Origin of the sequence: Actinophytocola sp. NPDC049390, assembly GCF_044466355.1 — a bacterium.
GTDB lineage: Bacteria > Actinomycetota > Actinomycetes > Mycobacteriales > Pseudonocardiaceae > Actinophytocola.
The window spans coordinates 402,719-419,560 of sequence record NZ_JBITMQ010000005.1; the positions used below are offsets into that span (position 1 = coordinate 402,719).

The 16,842-nt window shown below is 70.0% G+C and carries 12 protein-coding genes and 1 pseudogene; 11 read left to right on the top strand and 2 right to left on the bottom strand.

The features are described 5' to 3' along the window. The 4 genes and pseudogenes from ACIBVP_RS18225 to ACIBVP_RS18240 all read left to right on the top strand — a co-directional run. Positions 1-1,171 (top strand): annotated as a pseudogene (locus tag ACIBVP_RS18225) (hypothetical protein); the annotation flags it as partial. A gap of 121 nt (positions 1,172-1,292) precedes the next feature. After that, positions 1,293-3,107 carry a dynamin family protein gene (locus tag ACIBVP_RS18230; protein WP_396107295.1) on the top strand — a complete coding sequence of 605 codons (1,815 nt, stop codon included), beginning with the start codon at positions 1,293-1,295 and terminating at the stop codon, positions 3,105-3,107. Between the two features lie 67 nt (positions 3,108-3,174). After that, a complete protein-coding gene (locus ACIBVP_RS18235; RefSeq protein WP_396107296.1) occupies positions 3,175-4,608 on the top strand; it encodes a hypothetical protein in 1,434 nt (477 codons plus the stop codon). A 241-nt stretch (positions 4,609-4,849) separates the two neighbouring features. Next, positions 4,850-5,071, top strand: a complete 222-nt coding sequence (locus ACIBVP_RS18240; RefSeq protein WP_378060187.1) for a DUF3618 domain-containing protein — start codon at positions 4,850-4,852, stop codon at positions 5,069-5,071. A gap of 53 nt (positions 5,072-5,124) precedes the next feature. On the opposite strand, the gene ACIBVP_RS18245 is transcribed toward ACIBVP_RS18240, so the two are convergent. Together ACIBVP_RS18245 and ACIBVP_RS18250 are read right to left on the bottom strand one after the other, a co-directional pair. Then, the gene (locus ACIBVP_RS18245; RefSeq protein WP_396107297.1) at positions 5,125-5,523 is read right to left on the bottom strand and encodes a hypothetical protein; all 399 of its coding nucleotides are present in this window, start codon (positions 5,521-5,523) and stop codon (positions 5,125-5,127) included. 90 nt (positions 5,524-5,613) lie between these two features. Beyond that, positions 5,614-6,213 (bottom strand): TetR/AcrR family transcriptional regulator, encoded by a 600-nt coding sequence (locus ACIBVP_RS18250; protein ID WP_396107298.1) that lies wholly within the window; start codon positions 6,211-6,213, stop codon positions 5,614-5,616. 47 nt (positions 6,214-6,260) lie between these two features. Between ACIBVP_RS18250 and ACIBVP_RS18255 the strand changes: the two genes are divergently transcribed. From ACIBVP_RS18255 to ACIBVP_RS18285, 7 genes are all read left to right on the top strand, one after another. Further along, positions 6,261-7,715 carry a flavin-containing monooxygenase gene (locus ACIBVP_RS18255; protein ID WP_396107299.1) on the top strand — a complete coding sequence of 485 codons (1,455 nt, stop codon included), beginning with the start codon at positions 6,261-6,263 and terminating at the stop codon, positions 7,713-7,715. A gap of 250 nt (positions 7,716-7,965) precedes the next feature. Beyond that, positions 7,966-8,697 carry a transglycosylase SLT domain-containing protein gene (locus ACIBVP_RS18260; protein WP_396107300.1) on the top strand — a complete coding sequence of 244 codons (732 nt, stop codon included), beginning with the start codon at positions 7,966-7,968 and terminating at the stop codon, positions 8,695-8,697. Between the two features lie 316 nt (positions 8,698-9,013). Then, on the top strand, positions 9,014-10,264 hold the full coding sequence (locus tag ACIBVP_RS18265) for an MFS transporter (RefSeq protein WP_396107301.1): 1,251 nt from the start codon (positions 9,014-9,016) through the stop codon (positions 10,262-10,264). A gap of 338 nt (positions 10,265-10,602) precedes the next feature. Continuing rightward, positions 10,603-11,970 carry a diguanylate cyclase gene (locus tag ACIBVP_RS18270; RefSeq protein ID WP_396107302.1) on the top strand — a complete coding sequence of 456 codons (1,368 nt, stop codon included), beginning with the start codon at positions 10,603-10,605 and terminating at the stop codon, positions 11,968-11,970. Positions 11,971-12,156: 186 nt separating this feature from the next. Beyond that, on the top strand, positions 12,157-14,274 hold the full coding sequence (locus tag ACIBVP_RS18275; RefSeq protein WP_396107303.1) for a phospholipase A2: 2,118 nt from the start codon (positions 12,157-12,159) through the stop codon (positions 14,272-14,274). 220 nt (positions 14,275-14,494) lie between these two features. Beyond that, positions 14,495-16,156, top strand: a complete 1,662-nt coding sequence (locus tag ACIBVP_RS18280; RefSeq protein WP_396107304.1) for an LCP family protein — start codon at positions 14,495-14,497, stop codon at positions 16,154-16,156. 158 nt (positions 16,157-16,314) lie between these two features. After that, positions 16,315-16,803, top strand: coding sequence for a helix-turn-helix domain-containing protein (locus ACIBVP_RS18285; RefSeq protein WP_396107305.1), 489 nt, complete (start codon positions 16,315-16,317; stop codon positions 16,801-16,803). The last annotated feature ends 39 nt before the right edge of the window (positions 16,804-16,842 follow it).

The following is a 16,842-nucleotide window of genomic DNA, read 5'->3' on the forward strand; positions in this document are numbered from 1 at the left end:
GGTCGGCGCGCTGCCCGCGCTGCCGGGCCTGGGTGACCTGCCGGTGGACCTGCCCGAGGGGCTCCCCGCGCTCCCGGCGTTGCCGGGTGGGTGTGATGACGGTGACGGTTCGTCGGCGCTGCCGGCGCTGCCCGCCCTGCCGGGTCTGGGTGACCTGCCGGGCCTCGGTGACCTCGACACCCCCGCCGGCGGCGTGAACGCCATCGTCGACACCGGCAGCACCGGCGTCGTCACGAGCGTGACCAACGACGTGCTGTACTCGGCGACGTCCGGTTACCTCTCGAACGAGGGTGACGGCGACGCCCCGACGATCTCGCACGTCACGACCAGCATGCTGGGTGAGGTCACCGCGGACGGGAAGCTCGCCCCGGAGGAGTTCGGCGGCGCGTTCGGCGCCTCCTCGTCCGTGGTCGACCTCGACGCGGGCCTCGTCGGCCACTCCAGCGGTCACGTCGCGACCGGTGCCGGGGTCGACAGCGTCCTCGGCGGTCTCGCCGGTGGCCTGACCGCGTCCCCCGATGGCCTGTCGATCGCCGGGCAGTCCCCGCTCGGCAACTTCTCGGCCGGCTCGGACGGCGAGTTCTCCATCGACCCGGCGAACCCGGCCGACCTGCTCGACGTCGACAACCTCGGCACGACCGGCGACGCGGTCGCCGGGACGGTCGCGAACGTCGCCTCGAGCGGCACCCACGCGGTGACCGGCGGCGTCGAGAACGGCGGCGACCAGCTCGCCGGCCTGCTGACCGGCCCGGCCGCCCCGGTCGCGGACGTCGTGGACACCACGACCGACACCGTGTCCGACGGCATCTCCCAGGGTGGCGCCACCGTCACCGACCACGTGTCGACCCTGCCCGCCGTCGACGACCTGCCGGTGCCGCAGCTCCCCGAGCTGCCCGCGCTGCCGGACGTGCCGACGATCGACTCGGCCGCGGTGCCCGCGGTCGGCGACGTCACCAGCTCGGTCTCCGACACCGTGGCCGGCGTGACCAGCCAGCTGCCGGTCGACACCTCGTCGCTGCCGGTCGACACGAGCGCCGTCACCGGCCTCGTGTCCGACAACCCGGTGACCGATGCCGTCAACGACAGCCCGGTGGGTGGGCTCGTCTCGGGCGTCACCGGCCACCTCCCGCAGGACGCCCCCATCGTGGGCGATCTGGATCTGGGTCTGTAACGCGCCTTTTCAGCCCAGTGGGAAACGGGGTTAGCCCCAACCCCGAAGAGCCGGGGCCCGTACGCCGTACGGGCCCCGGCCCCCTTTCACCCAGATGGGGGAGCACGGCACACTCGTCCGCGTGAGGACTCAGCCCTGGCTCACCGTTCTCGACGACACCATCGCCGCGTGCATCACGCACCACCGCACTGACCTGGCGGGAAAGCTGGAGAAGCGCCGTTCGCTCCTCCTCGAACCGACACTCCGGGTGCCCGTGATCGGTGAGCTGAACCAGGGCAAAAGTCAGTTGGTGAACGCCCTCGTGACCGCGAACGTGTGTGCCGTGGGTGACGATGTGACCACAATCACGCCAACGACCGTAACGCATTCGCCGACCCCCACCGCGGCTCTCGTCACCGACGTCCCGACGTCCGGCCGACGCGCCATCGGCCCGTCGAACGAGCCGACGCGGACGCCCGTTCCGGTGGACGAGGTCGCCCAGCGGGCGCTGGTCAGCCCACCCGACGTGCACGCCGAGGTCGGCCTGCCGCGCGAGCTGCTCGCCGCCGGGCTCGCGCTGATCGACACGCCCGCCCTCAACTCGACCGGCGCGTTGCGCACCGCGTCGACGTTCGCCGCGCTCGCCACCGCCGACGCCGTGCTCATGATCACCGACGCCACCGGCGAGCTGTGCGCCTCCGAGCTGGACCTGCTCAAGGAGGTCACGTCGCTCTGCCCCGTGGTCACGGTCGTGCTCACGAAGATCGACATCGTGCCGCGCTGGCGCAAGGTCGCCGAGCGCAACCGCGCCCGCCTCGCCGCGGCGGGCCTGCGGGTGAAGGTCGTGCCGGTGTCGGCGACCGTGCGGCTGGCCGCCGCGCAGACCGGCGACAAGCAGCTCAACGAGGAGTCCGGCTTCGCCGACCTCGTGCGCACCCTGTCCCAGGACGTGCTGCGCAACGGCGACATGATCGCCCGCGGCGCCACCGCCGTGCTGGCCGCGCAGGCAACCAAGGAGCTGATCGGCCCGCTCACCACCGCACTGACCGAGGCCCGCACCGGTGAGCAGGGCCGGGCGCAGACGCAGTACCGCGCGGCCCAGCACCGCCTCGACGAGCTGCGCAGACGCACGACCCGCTGGCAGACCATGCTCTCCGACGAGGTCGCCGACCTGATCTCCGACGTGGAGTACGACCTGCGCGACCGCACCCGCAAGATCGTCCGGGTCGCCGACGAGTTCTTCGACGCCGCCGACCCGGCCAAGACGTGGGACGATTTCGGCGACTGGCTCCGGGACGCGCTCGTGGACACCGCCGAGGTCAACTTCGCGTGGCTCGTCGAGCGGTTCCAGTGGGTGGCGGAGAAGATCGCCCGTCAGGTGGCGCTCGAGGAGGCCGTGCCGGAGGACGTCGCGAAGGAAGGCCTGCTCGACCACGTCGGCGGGCTGGAACCGCCCAGGATCGAGAAGTTCACCATCGGCCAGCAGCTGTTCGTCGGTCTCCGCGGCTCGTACGGCGGCCTGCTCATGTTCGGTCTCGCGACCACGATCGCCGGCATGCCGCTGATCAACCCGATCTCGCTGTCCGCGGGCGCCGCGTTCGGCGCGAAGAGCATCTGGGACGAGCGGTCCGGCAGGCTGAAGCGGCGGCAGGCCCTCGCCAAGCAGACCGCGCAGCGCCACGTCGACGACTTCTTCCTCTCCTACGGCAAGGCCAGCAAGGACACCGCCCGCCAGGTGCAGAGGAAGCTGCGCGACCACTTCCAGGCGGTCGTCGAGCGGCTGCAGTCGGGCATCGCCGAGCAGGCGACCGCCGCCAAGCGCGCCGCGGAGGCGGAGCTGGCCGAGCGGCGGCGCCGCAGCCAGGAGATCGCCGCCGAGGTGGACCGGCTCGTCGGACTGCACAAGCGGATCCAGGCCCTGGTCGGCCAGCCCGCGCCCAGGGAGCTGACAGCGTGAGCGGAGCTTGCGGAGCGAACCGGTCAGGCACAGCAGCACGGCGCCCCGGAGCCTGCGAGGGGGCGGCGTGACCCTGGCTGACCGCGCGCACGGCATGGTGCGCGACGCGCTCGACCTGTACCGGGACAGCCCGCGCGCCACCAACTGGCTGCGCCGCCACCTGGAACGGCTCGCCGAGCCGTTGCGCGTGGCCGTCGCCGGGCAGCCGGAGACGGGCAAGTCGACGCTGGTGAACTCGCTCGTCGGCGAGGAGATCGCGCCGTTGTCGGTGGAGGAGGGCAGGCAGGTCCTCGCCTGGTACCGCGGTGGCATGAACCCGAGGGCGCAGGTGTACCCGACACAGGCGCCGCCCAGGGACGTCCCCGCCGCGCGGATGGGCGGGCGCCTCCACATCGACCTGGAGGGCTGGCGGTCCGACCAACTCGATCGGGTGGTCGTGGACTGGCCGTCGCGCACGCTGCGTGGTCTCACCCTGATCGACACGCCGGGCATCGACTCGTCGGAGGTCGGCTCCCGGATCTCGCTGGACGCGGACGCGGTGCTGTACCTCATGCGGCAGCCGCACGCGACGGACGTGGGGTTCCTGCAGTCGCTGCAGGACCACCCGATCGCGCGGGAGGCGCCGGTCAACTCGATCGTCGTGCTGTCGCGGGCCGACGAGGTCGGCGGTGGCCGGATCGACGCGCTGACCTCGGCGAAGCGGCTGGCCCGGCGGTACCGCACGGACGTCGGGCTGACCGGGCTGTGCCAGAACGTGATCGCGGTGTCCGGCCTGCTCGCGCAGGCGGGACGGACGCTCGCCGACGAGGAGATGGTGTCGCTGGGCGTGCTGGCCGAGGCGCCCCGTCGGCAGCTGGAGATCGCGATGGTGTCGGCGGACCGGTTCGCAGGCGACGGCGTGGCGCTGCGGCTGGACGCCCGCACCCGGCTCGCGCTGCTGGAGCGGTTCGGGATGTTCGGCATCCGGCTGGTCACCACGTTGATCCGGCAGGGCTTCACCACCGCCGACGCGCTGTCGGCGGAGCTGGTGGACCGCAGCGGGCTGGCCGAGCTGCGTGAGTCGATCCGGCAGTGCTTCACCGACCGGCACGACGTGCTGAAGGCGCGGTCGGCGCTGCTGGCGCTGGAGGTCGTGCTGCGCATGGAGCCCCGGCCCGCGGCGCGCAGGCTGGTTTCGGCGCTGGAGGCGCTGGTGGTGAGCGCGCACGACTTCCGTGAGCTGCGGCTGCTGGCCGCGCTGCACGGCGGGCGCGCCACCCTGCCCGACCCGCTCGCCGACGAGGCGCGCAGGCTCGTCGGCGGGGTCGGCACGGAGCTCACCGCCCGACTCGGGTTCGAGCACGAGGCGTCCGGGCACGAAATGCACGACGCGGTGTCCGACGCGCTGCGCCGCTGGCAGGAGCAGGCGGAGAACCACGCGCTGGGCACGGTGCAGCGGCGGGCGGCGCGGGTGGTGGTACGCAGCTGCGAGGGCATGGTGGCGCAGCTGAGTAGGTACTAGTGGGGTGTCCACCAACGTTCGCCGGGTTTCTCGGCGGCCCAGCTTCCCGCTGGCGGCGTTGCCGATCCACCCAAGTACACCCAGTACGAGGGAGGATCGGCGCCTTGCCAGCGGAAACCTGGATCCACCGATAAACCCATCAACATTGGTGGACACCCCACTAGTCGGAGGGTCGGCCCGCTGTTCGCGGGCTGGTGCTCTAGGTTTGGCGGCCTGACAGAATTTTCCGAGGAGGAATCTCGTGGCGCGCGACCCCGACACCATCCAGCGGGAGATCGAGCAGGCGCGGGACGCGCTCGCGTCCACGCTGGACCAGCTCGGCACGAAGGCCAACCCGAAGAAGCTCGTGAACGAGGCCAAGGCGGGCGCGGCGAGCACGCTGAACTCCCCGAAGGTCAAGTACCCGCTGATCGGCGTCGGCGCGCTGATCCTGCTGCTGCTGATCCGCAAGCTGTTCCGCTGACCGCGATGCCCTGAAAGACGCTTTCAGGACGCGTCTTTCAGGGCATTCGGCGGTCAGCTGCCGGAGGCGGCTTCCTTCTGTGGTTCCTGGGTCTTCGCCTGCTTCTCGGCGTCGGACTTCGCTCGTGGCCTCGGGGTCGGCTTCTGCTCCGGTTGCCCGGACTTCTCCGGCTCCGCGGGCGCGGGGACCTCGACCGGCTTCTCCGGCTCGGTCTTCGCGAGGCGCGCCGTCAGGTACGCCGTCGTGAACTCGACGGCGTCACCGTTCAGCAGGTGCACCACCGTCTTGTGACCGGGCTCGTCCGGCGCGATCTTCTCCACCAGCTGGTCCGCGCGGTCGCGGGCCGCGATGAGGCCCGGCGCGCGGGCCGTCAGGGTCTGGCCTCTTCCCTTGACCGCGACCGCCCAGTCGTCGCCGTCCGGCGTGTAGTTCACTTCGATCGGGTCAGCCATCTCGTACTCCCGCCCTCCTCGGTCCTCCCCGGCCCCCCGTGGGAAGACACGTTCCGCTGACCATAATCGATCGGCGGTGACAGTGCGTGCTCAATCCGGTCGTAGACCGAACCAGACCATGCGCATAACCAGTTCGGCGGCGTCGGCGGCCGACACGTCACGGTGGACATACCACGTGGCGAGCCGTTCACACGCGCCGACCACGATCTCGGCGTACGCCTCCAGTTCGGCGTGCGGCACGTCCGGCAGGAACGACGAGAACAGGGTGACGTTTATTTCCGTCTGCTGCTGGCGGCCGGCCTCGATCTCGTCGACGGCCTGCTGGCCCGCGACCGTGGCCTCGGCCTGGATGATCTTCCACGACTGCCGGTGCGAGTCGATGAACTCGAAGAACGCGGTCAGCCCGCGCCGCAGCGCCTCCTCGGCCGAGCCGACGCCCTCGACGGAGGCGATCGTCGCCGCGAGCAGTTCGGCGCGAGCCGCCCGGATGCACGCGACGAGCAGGCCCTCCTTGGACCCGAAGTACTCGTAGATCATCGGTTTGGAGACGCCGACGCGGTCGGCGATCTCGTCCATCGAGGTGTCGCGGTAGCCGCGCTCGGCGAAGATCTCCTCCGCCACCTCCAGCATCTGCCGCTCGCGCTCGGCGCGCGGCATCCGCTTCCTCCGCTGTTCCTTCACAGGCCCCACGGCGCTACTCTACCGGAAGTAACCTACTCCGAGTAAGGTAGGGCGGCATGGAGTTCCACACCGTGGTGATCGGCACCGGCTTCTCCGGTCTCGGCATGGCCATCCAGCTGAAGAAAGACGGCCGCGAGGACTTCGTCGTGCTCGAGAAGGCCGCCGACGTCGGCGGCACGTGGCGCGACAACACCTACCCGGGCTGCGCCTGTGACATCCAGTCGCACATGTACTCGTTCTCCTTCGAGCAGAACCCGCGCTGGTCGCGGTCGTTCTCGCCGCAGCCGGAGATCTGGCAGTACCTGCGTGACGTCACCGACCGGTACGGCCTGCGCCGCCACATCCGGTTCGGCGTCGAGGTGACCGGTGCCCGCTGGGACGCCGACGAGCACCGCTGGCACATCACCACCAGTGCGGGCGACTACACCGCGAGGTTCCTGGTCTCCGGCATCGGCGGGCTGCACATCCCGAACGTCCCCACGCTGCCGGGCGTCGAGCGGTTCCGCGGCAGGGCGTTCCACTCCGCCCAGTGGGACCACGACTACGACCTCACCGGCAAGCGCGTCGCGGTCGTCGGCACGGGCGCGAGCGCGATCCAGTTCGTGCCGCGCATCCAGCCGGACGTCGCGAAGCTGACGCTCTTCCAGCGCACCCCGCCGTGGATCATGCCCAAGCCCGACCACGCGATGCCCGGCTGGGTGAAGACGCTGTTCCGCCGGGTCCCTGGCACGCAGCGGCTCTACCGCGACGCCATCTACTGGCTGCTCGAGGCCCGCGCGATCGGGTTCAACGGCAACCCGGCGCTGATGCGGCTCGCGTCCCGGGTCGCGAAGGCGCACATGCACAAGGCGGTCAAGGACCCGGACCTGCGCCGCAAGCTCACGCCCGACTACGTGATGGGCTGCAAGCGGGTGCTCATCGCCAACGACTACTACCCGGCGCTCACCCAGGACAACGTCGAGGTCAACACCGACGGCATCCGCGAGGTCACCGAGCACGGCGTCGTCGACGACAAGGGCGTCGAGCACGAGGTCGACGCGATCATCTACGGCACCGGCTTCCACGTCACCGACGCCTTCGACTACCTGGACATCACCGGTCTCGACGGCCGCGACCTGTCCAAGGACTGGCGGGACAACGGCATCCAGACCCACCTCGGGATCACCGTCGCGGGCTACCCCAACCTGTTCTTCCTGCTCGGCCCGAACACCGCGCTCGGCCACAACTCGGTCGTGTTCATGATCGAGTCGCAGATCAGGTACGTGTCGGCCGCGATGCGGCTGGTCGAGGAGCGGGGCGCGCAGGCGCTGGACACGAAGGAGAGCGCACAGGCGCGGTTCCAGTCCGACATGCAGCGGCGGCTGGTCAAGGGTGTGTGGACCCAGGGCGGCTGCAAGAGCTGGTACCTCGACTCCCGCGGCGTGAACCGCACCATCTGGCCCGGCTTCACCTGGCGGTACTGGCTGCGCACCCGCAAGCTCGAACCCCAGGAGTTCGACCTCGTCGGCTAGCCCCAAACACCGCGAGTCGCGCTCCCAGGCACAACGAGTTGTCGGTTTCGTGCACACACACCACCTGCACGAAACGTACGACTCGGTGTGTTCGAGAGCGCGACTCGCTATGTCTGGGCGCGTGACTCGCGGGGTTGGGTGCGGTTAGTCCGCGTGTGCAGTGCGTCTGTGCGCCTGTGCACTGACGCTGGCGGCAGCGGGCCCGTAGCCACGACGCTTCCCCCGAACGAACACGTGAGGGGAGACGTCCATGGCCACGCTGTCGCCCGCGCAGATCGCCGAGTACGCCCACGACGCCGGGTTCCGCGGCCAGGACCTGACGGTGGCGGTCGCCGTGGCGATGGCCGAGTCCGGCGGGGACACCCGCGCGCACAACCCCGTGCCGCCGGACGACTCGTACGGGCTGTGGCAGATCAACATGATCGGCTCGCTGGGCCCGGCCCGGCGCGACCAGTTCGACCTCGACAGCGACCGCGAGCTGTTCGACCCGGAAGAGAACGCCAGGGCCGCGTGGGCCATCTCCGGCCACGGCGACTCGTTCCGGCCGTGGACCACCTACACGAGCGGTGCCTACAAGAAGTTCCTCGACGACGCCCGCCGCGGCATCCGCGCCATGAAGAAGAAGGACGACGACCGCGAGCCGGCACGCGGCCGGGGCCGGGACGGGTTCGCCGTGGACCCGGACGCGCTGTCCGGCTACGCCCGCGCCACCCGCCACATCGCCGACGACCTGCGGGACCTCTCGACACACCAGCTCCGAAACGTCCGGGGCCTCGCGGACGACAGTTTCGGCAGGATAGGAAAGGAATCCGGGTTCGCCGCCGCACTGGACCACTTCGGGGCCGCGCTGCAACGGCAGGTCAAGGGCGTCGGCGCCAGGGCCGACACGATCGCACACTCCGTGTCCAGGACGGCTCGCGACTACCGGGAGGAGGAGCAGGACATCCAGCAGGTGCTCCTCGGTCTGCTAGGAGACCGGTAGGTCTGCTACGACCCCCCGTTTCACCTGCTTAAACTGTCGAACGTGTACACCGTCCGGGGCATATCTGGTATCTGGGAACAGCGTGGGACCGACGACCGATCCCCCCGGTTCTCACCGAGGCCGGTACTCTGAGCTACGTGGTGATGACCCAAGAGCATCAACCACGGACGCGAGAAGTAGCTGACCGGGCACCGCAAGTGTCGAGATGCCTTGCGGTCAGCGGATCGTGAGGCGGCGTGGTCGTCGCAGGCCATGGCGGGATCCGCGGACAGAGGTCGACACGGGGGTTGACACGTTGAGCCAACGAGCGCCTGGGATGTCCGCCGTGCTGGCGGTCACCGAGTTCCGCGCGCTCTGGTTCGCCGAGGCGCAGTCGATCTTCGGCGACCAGCTCGCGAAGGTCGCGCTCACGATCCTCGTCTACGACCGCACCGAGTCGGCGCTGTTCGCCGCGCTCGTCTACGCGCTGTCGTACGTGTCCGCGCTGGCGGGCGGCCTCGGGCTGTCCCAGCTGGCAGACCGGTTCCCGCGCCGGTCACTGATGGTCACGTGCACCTCGGTACAGGCCGTGCTGGTCGCGCTCATGGCCATCCCCGGCATGCACATAGCCGCGCTCTGTGCGCTCGTCCTCGGCGTCGGGCTCGCGCAGGCACCCGCCCTCGCCGCGCAGAACGCCGTGACCAGGGAGATCTTCACCGACGACGAGCTGTACCTGCGCAGTCAGGACCTGCGTGGCATCACCACGAACACGCTCATGCTGCTCGGCCTCGCGCTCGGCGGCATCCTGGTCGTCGCGATCGGCACCACCTGGGCGCTGTCGATCAACGCGTTCACGTTCCTGGTCAGCGCGATCGTCATCCGCCGTTACCTGCGCAACCGGCGCGCGGCGGGCAGCGGCGAGGACGGCTGGTTCGGTGCCGCCAGGTGGGTGTTCGGCAACAACCGCATGCGGGTGCTGCTGACGCTGTCCTGGCTCGTCGGGTTCGTCGTGATCCCCGAGGGCCTGGTCGCGCCGCTCGCGAAGGAGCTGAACGCCACGGACGCCGCGGTCGGCTGGCTGCTCGCCGCGGACCCGCTCGGCTTCGTGTTCGGCACGTACGTGCTGTCCAGGTTCGTTTCCGCGGAGCACCGCGTGCGGATCGTCGGCGCGCTCGCGACGGCGTCGTGCGCGTGCCTCATCGCGTTCGCGTTCGAGCCGCACGTGGTGTTCGCGCTGGTGCTGCTGGCGCTGGCAGGCGCGTTCGGCGCCTACCAGATCACCGTCAGCGCCACGTTCAACACACTCGTCCCCAACGAGATCCGGGGCGGCGCGTTCGGCGTTATCCGTGCCGGGCTCCGGGTATCCCAGGGCATCGGCGTGGCGATCGGGGGTGCGGTGGCCGAAGGGATTGGCTCCGCGTCCACCACGATCGCGCTCGCGGGTGCGGTCGGCGTCGTGATCGCCGTGCCCACCACCGTCGCGTGGGCCAGGCAGAACCGTGCCGAGAACACGGTCCACCGGGCCGGAGCGCGCGGCGGCAAGACGAAGAACCGAGCCGGAGGACATCCGGAGACGTCACGGGCGTGACAGGCCGTCGAATTCGTCCGGGGACGGTGTGACAGATCAGTACTCGCGGTCCGACATCACGAATTCACCTCCCGCCGACGGGCTGCGATCAGTGACCCGAGCCGTCACTGACAGCGAACCTACGGAGGTGGCGCATAACTCACAGTGGGAACTCATCAGGGGGACCTCCCGCCCGGGGGCTGGCAGCAGGTGTCGTCAATCCGCCTACACCGGGTCAACGACTGAGAGAATAGTAACCGGTCCGTGTGCTTCATGGTTTTCGTACCGTTCCGCACACATTGGTGGGCGATGTTGATGCAGGATGTAGGCCCATGTCGTTCACCGCTCGAGAGGGAGTCATGCCGGTGGCACCCGACGACGCGAGCACGCCGGGAGACCCGGCGTCACCGGCGTCCACCAGTGTGAACGACGAACGCGCCGCGAAGAAGAGCGAGCGCAAACTGAACATCGTTCACCCCCGCGAGTGGGCGCTGTGGAGCCAGCCCCGGCGGATCGTCTCCTACCACCTCGGCTTCGAGACCGTGGCACTGGTGGTGATGATCTGGGCCTGTGTCACCGCGCCCGCGCCCGGCAGCAGGGACTGGTTCCGGTTCGCGGCGCTGGCGTTGTGCGCGACACTCCACATCCAGCTGTCACGGCGGCAGGAGGAGCGGCGCCGCAGCAAGCGCACGAAACCGCAGGTCTATGTGGACCTGACCGGCATCTGGTCGTTCCCGGGCGTGCTGGTGCTGCCCATTCACCTGGCACTGCTGCTGATCGTCGTCAGCCGTGCGCAGCGCTGGTTCGTCGCGCGCAGGCAGCCGCACCGGTTCGTGTTCGCGGCCTTCTCGATGATGCTGGCCGCCACGATCGCGCACGAGGTCGTCGACCTGCTCGGCGACCGGGGGTGGGTGTCGTTCGGCGCGATGGGCTCGCTGGGCTCCTTCAAGGAGTTCGCGGTGATGGTCGTCGCCGGGTTGATCTACGGCGGTCTGCAGGCCCTGTTCATCGGCGTCGTGCTGGCGCTCGCGGACAGCCAGGCGACCGTGCGGACCTTGTTGGGCAGCAAGGAGGACAACGAGCTCGAGGCCGTCACCATCGCACTGGGCGTGGTGGCGGCGGTTCTTGCCGTCAACCTGCCCGCCGCGCTGGTGATCATGGTGGCCATCGGCGTGATCGGCAACCGGATCGCCGAGGTCCGCCAGTTGCAGGTGGACGTTCGAACGGATCCCAAGACAGGCTTGCTCAACATGCGAGGCTGGCGCGAGGTCGCCGAGCGCGAGATGCACCGCGCGAACCGCGACGACCTGCCGTGCGCGTTGCTCATGGTCGACCTCGACCACTTCAAGTCGATCAACGACACGTGGGGTCACCCGGCCGGTGACGACGTGCTCGAGTACGTCGCGCACGCGCTGCGCAGTGCCACGCGGCCGAGCGACGTGATCGGCAGGTTCGGCGGTGAGGAGTTCGTCCTCCTGCTTCCCGACGCCGACGCCACCGAGGCGGAGGCGGCCGGGGAACGAATCCGGCAGACGATTTCCGAACTGCACGTGCCGACCACGGACAAACGCGGTGGTCCGGTGGCCATCTCGAATCGCACGACCTCGATCGGCGTCGCCGTATACCCGGCACACGCGGAGGCGCTGGACTCTCTGCTGCAGGCCGCGGACGCCGCCGTTTACGAAGCCAAAGAAGGCGGCAGAAACCAGGTCCGACTGGCGAGCTGACCCGAGTTGGCACGGGGCGAGTTGCGATTTCGCAGAGATTTCCGATTTGAGGTTTAGAACGCGGAAAGCCGGTTTTCGATCACTCTGCGGGGCCAGGTGGCTCCCCTGAGTGGTACCGGGGTATGACGTAGAAGATCAGGGTCAATCCGGATGGATCGGGTGATCTCGGCTAGTAGCCTTCGGCGCATGGGGAAACCAGGACGGTTGCCCCGGTTCAGCGCACTGGTGGCGATCGTGCTGGCGGCGGCCGGCTTCGCGGTGATCGCCTCCCGGCCGGACCCGCCGAGTTACGAGCCGCCGACGGGGGACGTCGCCAAGGCGGCGCAGGCGATCGAGGACCAGCTCGACCCGGAGTCCGGGCGGGATCCGATCGCCAACCTCCCGGCGGACTTCGAAGAGGTCAGCGGGCGCGAACCGGTGCACATGAAAGCGCCTGACGGCACGACCCGTGCCGTGCATCCCGGTGGGGGGTGCTCGTCACCGTGGGGGGCGACGCAGTGGGACTACAGCGTGGGGTGCAAGGCGCACGACCTGGGCTACGACCTGCTCCGCTACGCCGAGGCGAAGGGGCAGCCGTTGTCGCCGGAGCTGCGGGAACGGCTCGACGACCGGCTCTCGCAGGACATGCACGCGCAGTGCCGCTACAACCCGCTCGGCTCGCCGGGCGCCTGCGAGGTCGTCGCGTCGATCTACACGGCGGGCCTCGTGGTCAACTCCTGGCACCAGCGGTGGGGGCCGCCGCGCAACGAGCCGGTCGGCGTGTGGTCGATCGCGATGATCGTCATCATGTTGTTGATCATGGCCCGGGCGCCCGCCATCGCGCGCAAGGGCGTGCCGAAGGCCCGTCCGGTGCACCACCAGCCCGTGCTGGACGAGACCGAGCAGGCACAGGCGCACAGCATGAGCCTCCTGCGCATACTCAGCCTGACCGGCGTCGTCCTCGGTGAGTCGCTGCTGGCCTTCACCATGCGCGGCGACTCCGAACCGGCGTGGGCCTGGCCCCTGACCTGGTTGCTGCAGCTCGTGCCGCTGTTCTTCCTCGCGGGCGGCCATTCGAACATCCTGGCCTGGCGGGCCATGGAGGGCCACTACGTCACCTATGTCGTGAGCCGCGTCGGCTGGCTGATCCGGCCCGTGCTCGCGTTCGTGATCGCGTGGCTGGTCATCCCGCTGTCGCTGGAGCTGTTACGGGTCCCGGAGAGCGGGGTCGCGGCGTTCAGCAGGATCATCGTCCAGCCGCTGTGGTTGCTCGGGCTGTACGTGCTCGTCGTGGCGCTCACCCCGCTCATGCACCGGCTGCACCGGGCGTTCCCGGTGGTCACGCCGCTGGGGCTGCTGGTGGGCGTGGCGGGGCTCAGCTTCGTCGGCGGCTCGGTCGCCGCGCACGCCGGCGGTGTCCTGGTCGCGCTGCTGTTCGCCCAGCTGGCGTTCCACTACGCGGACGGGACGCTGTGGCGGGTCCCGCGCCGGGTGCTGCTCGCGGGGGCCGCGGCGGCGTTCGCCGGGCTGGTGCTGCTCACGGTGTTCGGCGCGCAGCCGAAGCTGCTGCTCGCCGAGCCGACCGGGTACGCGGCGTTCGCGCCGTCGCTCGCCGGGGTGCTGCTCATCGGCGTCATGCAGACCGCGCTGGTCGCGCTGCCCCGTGAGGCCGGGCTACGGGCCCTCACCACCAGCGCCCCGGCCCGCGTGGCCGCGGTGGTCAGGGCCGCGCCCATGACCGTCTACCTGGTGTACCTGTGCGCGATGCTCGTGCTGGAGGGCCTGATCGGGGTGGCGAGCAGGGCGACGGGCGTCGGGTGGCTCACCGAACCGCGCATGATCTTCGCGGTCGGCCTGATCGCCATGCCGACGCTGCTCGCGTTCCTGTGGTTCGAGCGCCGCCCGCCCGCACCCGCGGAACCGGCGACGGGGCCACCGCCCGCACGGGGCTGGCAGGACACCCTCGCCGCGGTCCTCGGCGTCGCCTACGGGGCGTTGGGCGTGGTCGGGTTCGCCGTCGCCGGGCTGTCGGGGTGGGACGAGTCCGCCGAGGTGCTCGGTCTGCCGGTCGACCCGATGGCGAACCTGATTCACCTGCTCATGGGGTGGTACATGGTCCACTGTGTGCACCTGCACACCAGCTCGCGGCCGGGTCCGTGGCTCGTGTCGGCCGTCGCGTGTGTGCCGCCCATGCTCACGACCGTCAGCGGACCTGGCACCGTGGTACATGGCATGACGATGGCCGGGGCCCTGGTCGTCGCCCTGGCCTGCACGCCCGTGCTGGCCCGCGCGGCAGGCCCGAGCCCGGCGCCCGCCGGACGTTGACCGGGGTGCGAAACACCGCGTCGGTGCGATCACGTCCGGCGACGTATGCCACGCTACGGGACAACCGTGCGGGGCCCGGGCGCGTCTGTAGTCAGGGAGAGCGGTTCAGCGGGAGCGGGAGGGAGCCGGGGTGAGTTATCGGCCGCCGAGGTCAGAAGGGCCACGGCCCGGGCGTGGCCGGCAGCAGCCGCCGCGCGACGGCAGGCGCACGCCGCCGCCCGTGAACTCAGGGCGGGTCGTCGCCGGCCGCGCCGGTGGCCTCTCCGACCGTCGCGAGCGCGCCCGCAGCGAGGCCCCGACCGAGCGCAGCAGGCCCGCGTCGAGGACGTCGGACGCGCGCTGGCAGCCACCGCCGCCGTCCGCGTCGAAGGCCCGGCAGCCCAGTCGGTCCCGGCCCGCTCTGACCGGTGCCAAGACGCTGGTCGCGCTGCTGTCCGCGGTCGTGCTGGTCGGCACCGGCTACTACGCGAACCGGCTCAACGAGTTCACCGAGGGGCTGGCCACCCGGGACGTCATCGACCAGCCACCGGTCGAGAAGCCGGCGGACGGCGCGATCGACATCCTGATGGTCGGCATGGACAGCCGTACCGACGCCCAGGGGCATCGGCTGTCCGACGAGCAGCTCGCCATGCTGAACGCCGGGGTGGCCGACGGCGAGCAGAACACCGACACGCTGATCATGATCCGGATCCCGAACGACGGCGGTCCGGCGGTCGGCGTGTCCATGCCGCGCGACTCCTACGTCGACATCCCCGGCTACGGCCAGCACAAGATCAACTCCGCGTACGCGCGCGCCAAGAACGACGCCATGGCCAGACTGCGCGAGGAGGGTGTCTCCGACGAGGCCGAGCTGCAGGTGCGCTCCAACCAGGACGGCGCCAAGAAGCTGATCGAGACGGTCCAGAACCTGACCGGCGCGGGCATCGACCACTACGCCGAGATCAACCTGCTCGGCTTCTACGACATCACGAACGCCATCGGCGGCATCGACGTGTGTCTCAACCAGGCGGTCAAGGACAAGTACTCCGGTGCGGACTTCCGCGCCGGGGTGCAGACGATCGCGGGCAGGAAGGCGCTCGCGTTCGTGCGGCAGCGGCACGGTCTGCCCAACGGTGACCTGGACCGCATCGTGCGCCAGCAGGTGTTCATGTCCGGGATGGCGAAGAAGGTGCTGTCCGGCGACATGCTCGCCCCGGGCTCGGACACGCTGGACAAGCTGCAGGCGGCGATCCAGAAGTCGGTCGTGCTGGACAAGGACTGGAACATCATGCAGTTCGCCCAGCAGATGATCGGCATCACCGGCGGCAACCTCGATTTCAAGACCATCCCGCACGGCACGATCGACCTGCAGACCGAGAGCGACGGCTCCGCGATCGAGATCGACCCGGACGAGGTGAAGTCCTACGTCGAGAGCCTGATCGGCAAAAAGGACGACGAGGGCGGAAAGGACGCCCCCGGGGACGACAGCGCCCAGGACAACAGCAAGACGACCGTCAACGTGCGCAACGCCACCGACGTCGGAGGTCTCGCCGGTTCCGTCGCGGGCGAGCTGGCCGCCAAGGGCTTCGCCAAGGGGGAGGTCGGCAACGCCGACAACCGCGACTCCACCGTGGTCCGGCACGCCGCGGGCGAGAAGGACGCCGGTGACCGGGTGGCCGCGGCACTCGGCGGGAACCTGCAGGTCGAGGAGGACGTGAACCTCCCGGCCGGGACGGTGACCGTCCTGCTCGGAGCGGACTACAGCGGGCCCGGCGCGTCCGGTTCGGACAGTGCGGCGGGTGGCGGTGACGGCCTCGCGGGCGACCGGCTCCTCGATCTGTCAGGTGGCGGTGTCGCGTACGCCGAGCAGCCCAAGCCGAAGAACCCGGACTGCGTCAACTGACCTAACGAGCGACTGCTGTTCAGCCGCGGTTACTCACCCGAACGGGTTACTCGCAAAAGCAAATACTGAAAACCCGCGTAATCAGTCGCGGGTTGGTCGCTTCCTCTTATGTCGGCGTCCCGGTCGGGGACCGGGACGCCACTGAGAGAGGGGCGATCGTGCAGCTGGACACAGCGAACTACCAGCGGGTACTCGGCGACGAGCTGCGCCGTCTGCGTAAGCAGCGCGGGTGGACGCGGCGAGATCTCAACCGTCGGTTGCAGAGCGACATCTCCCTCCAGACCCTCGCCACGTACGAGCTCGGCACGAGACAGTGTTCCGTCGTGCGGCTCGTGGAGATCTGCCTCGCGCTCGACGAGGTGCCCCACGAGCTGATGGCGCGCGTGCACCAGCGGGTGTTCAGCGACTCCCCGGTCGGCCGTATCCGCATCGACCTGCACAAGGTCGTCCGCGACGCGCAACCCGAACTGCTGCCGCTGCGCAGGTGGGCGCAGGGCAGGCTCAGCGAGCTGAACGGCACGGCGGGGCCCGCGGACGTGAGTCTGGACATCTCCGCGCTGGAGCGGATGGCCGAGCTGTGCGGGCTGGAAACCGTGGAGCTGATCGCCCGGCTCCGCACCGTCTCCGGGGTGCCCGGCCCCGTATAGCGCCCCTGGCACGTTTTGCGGTCACCCGTCCGGGTAGCC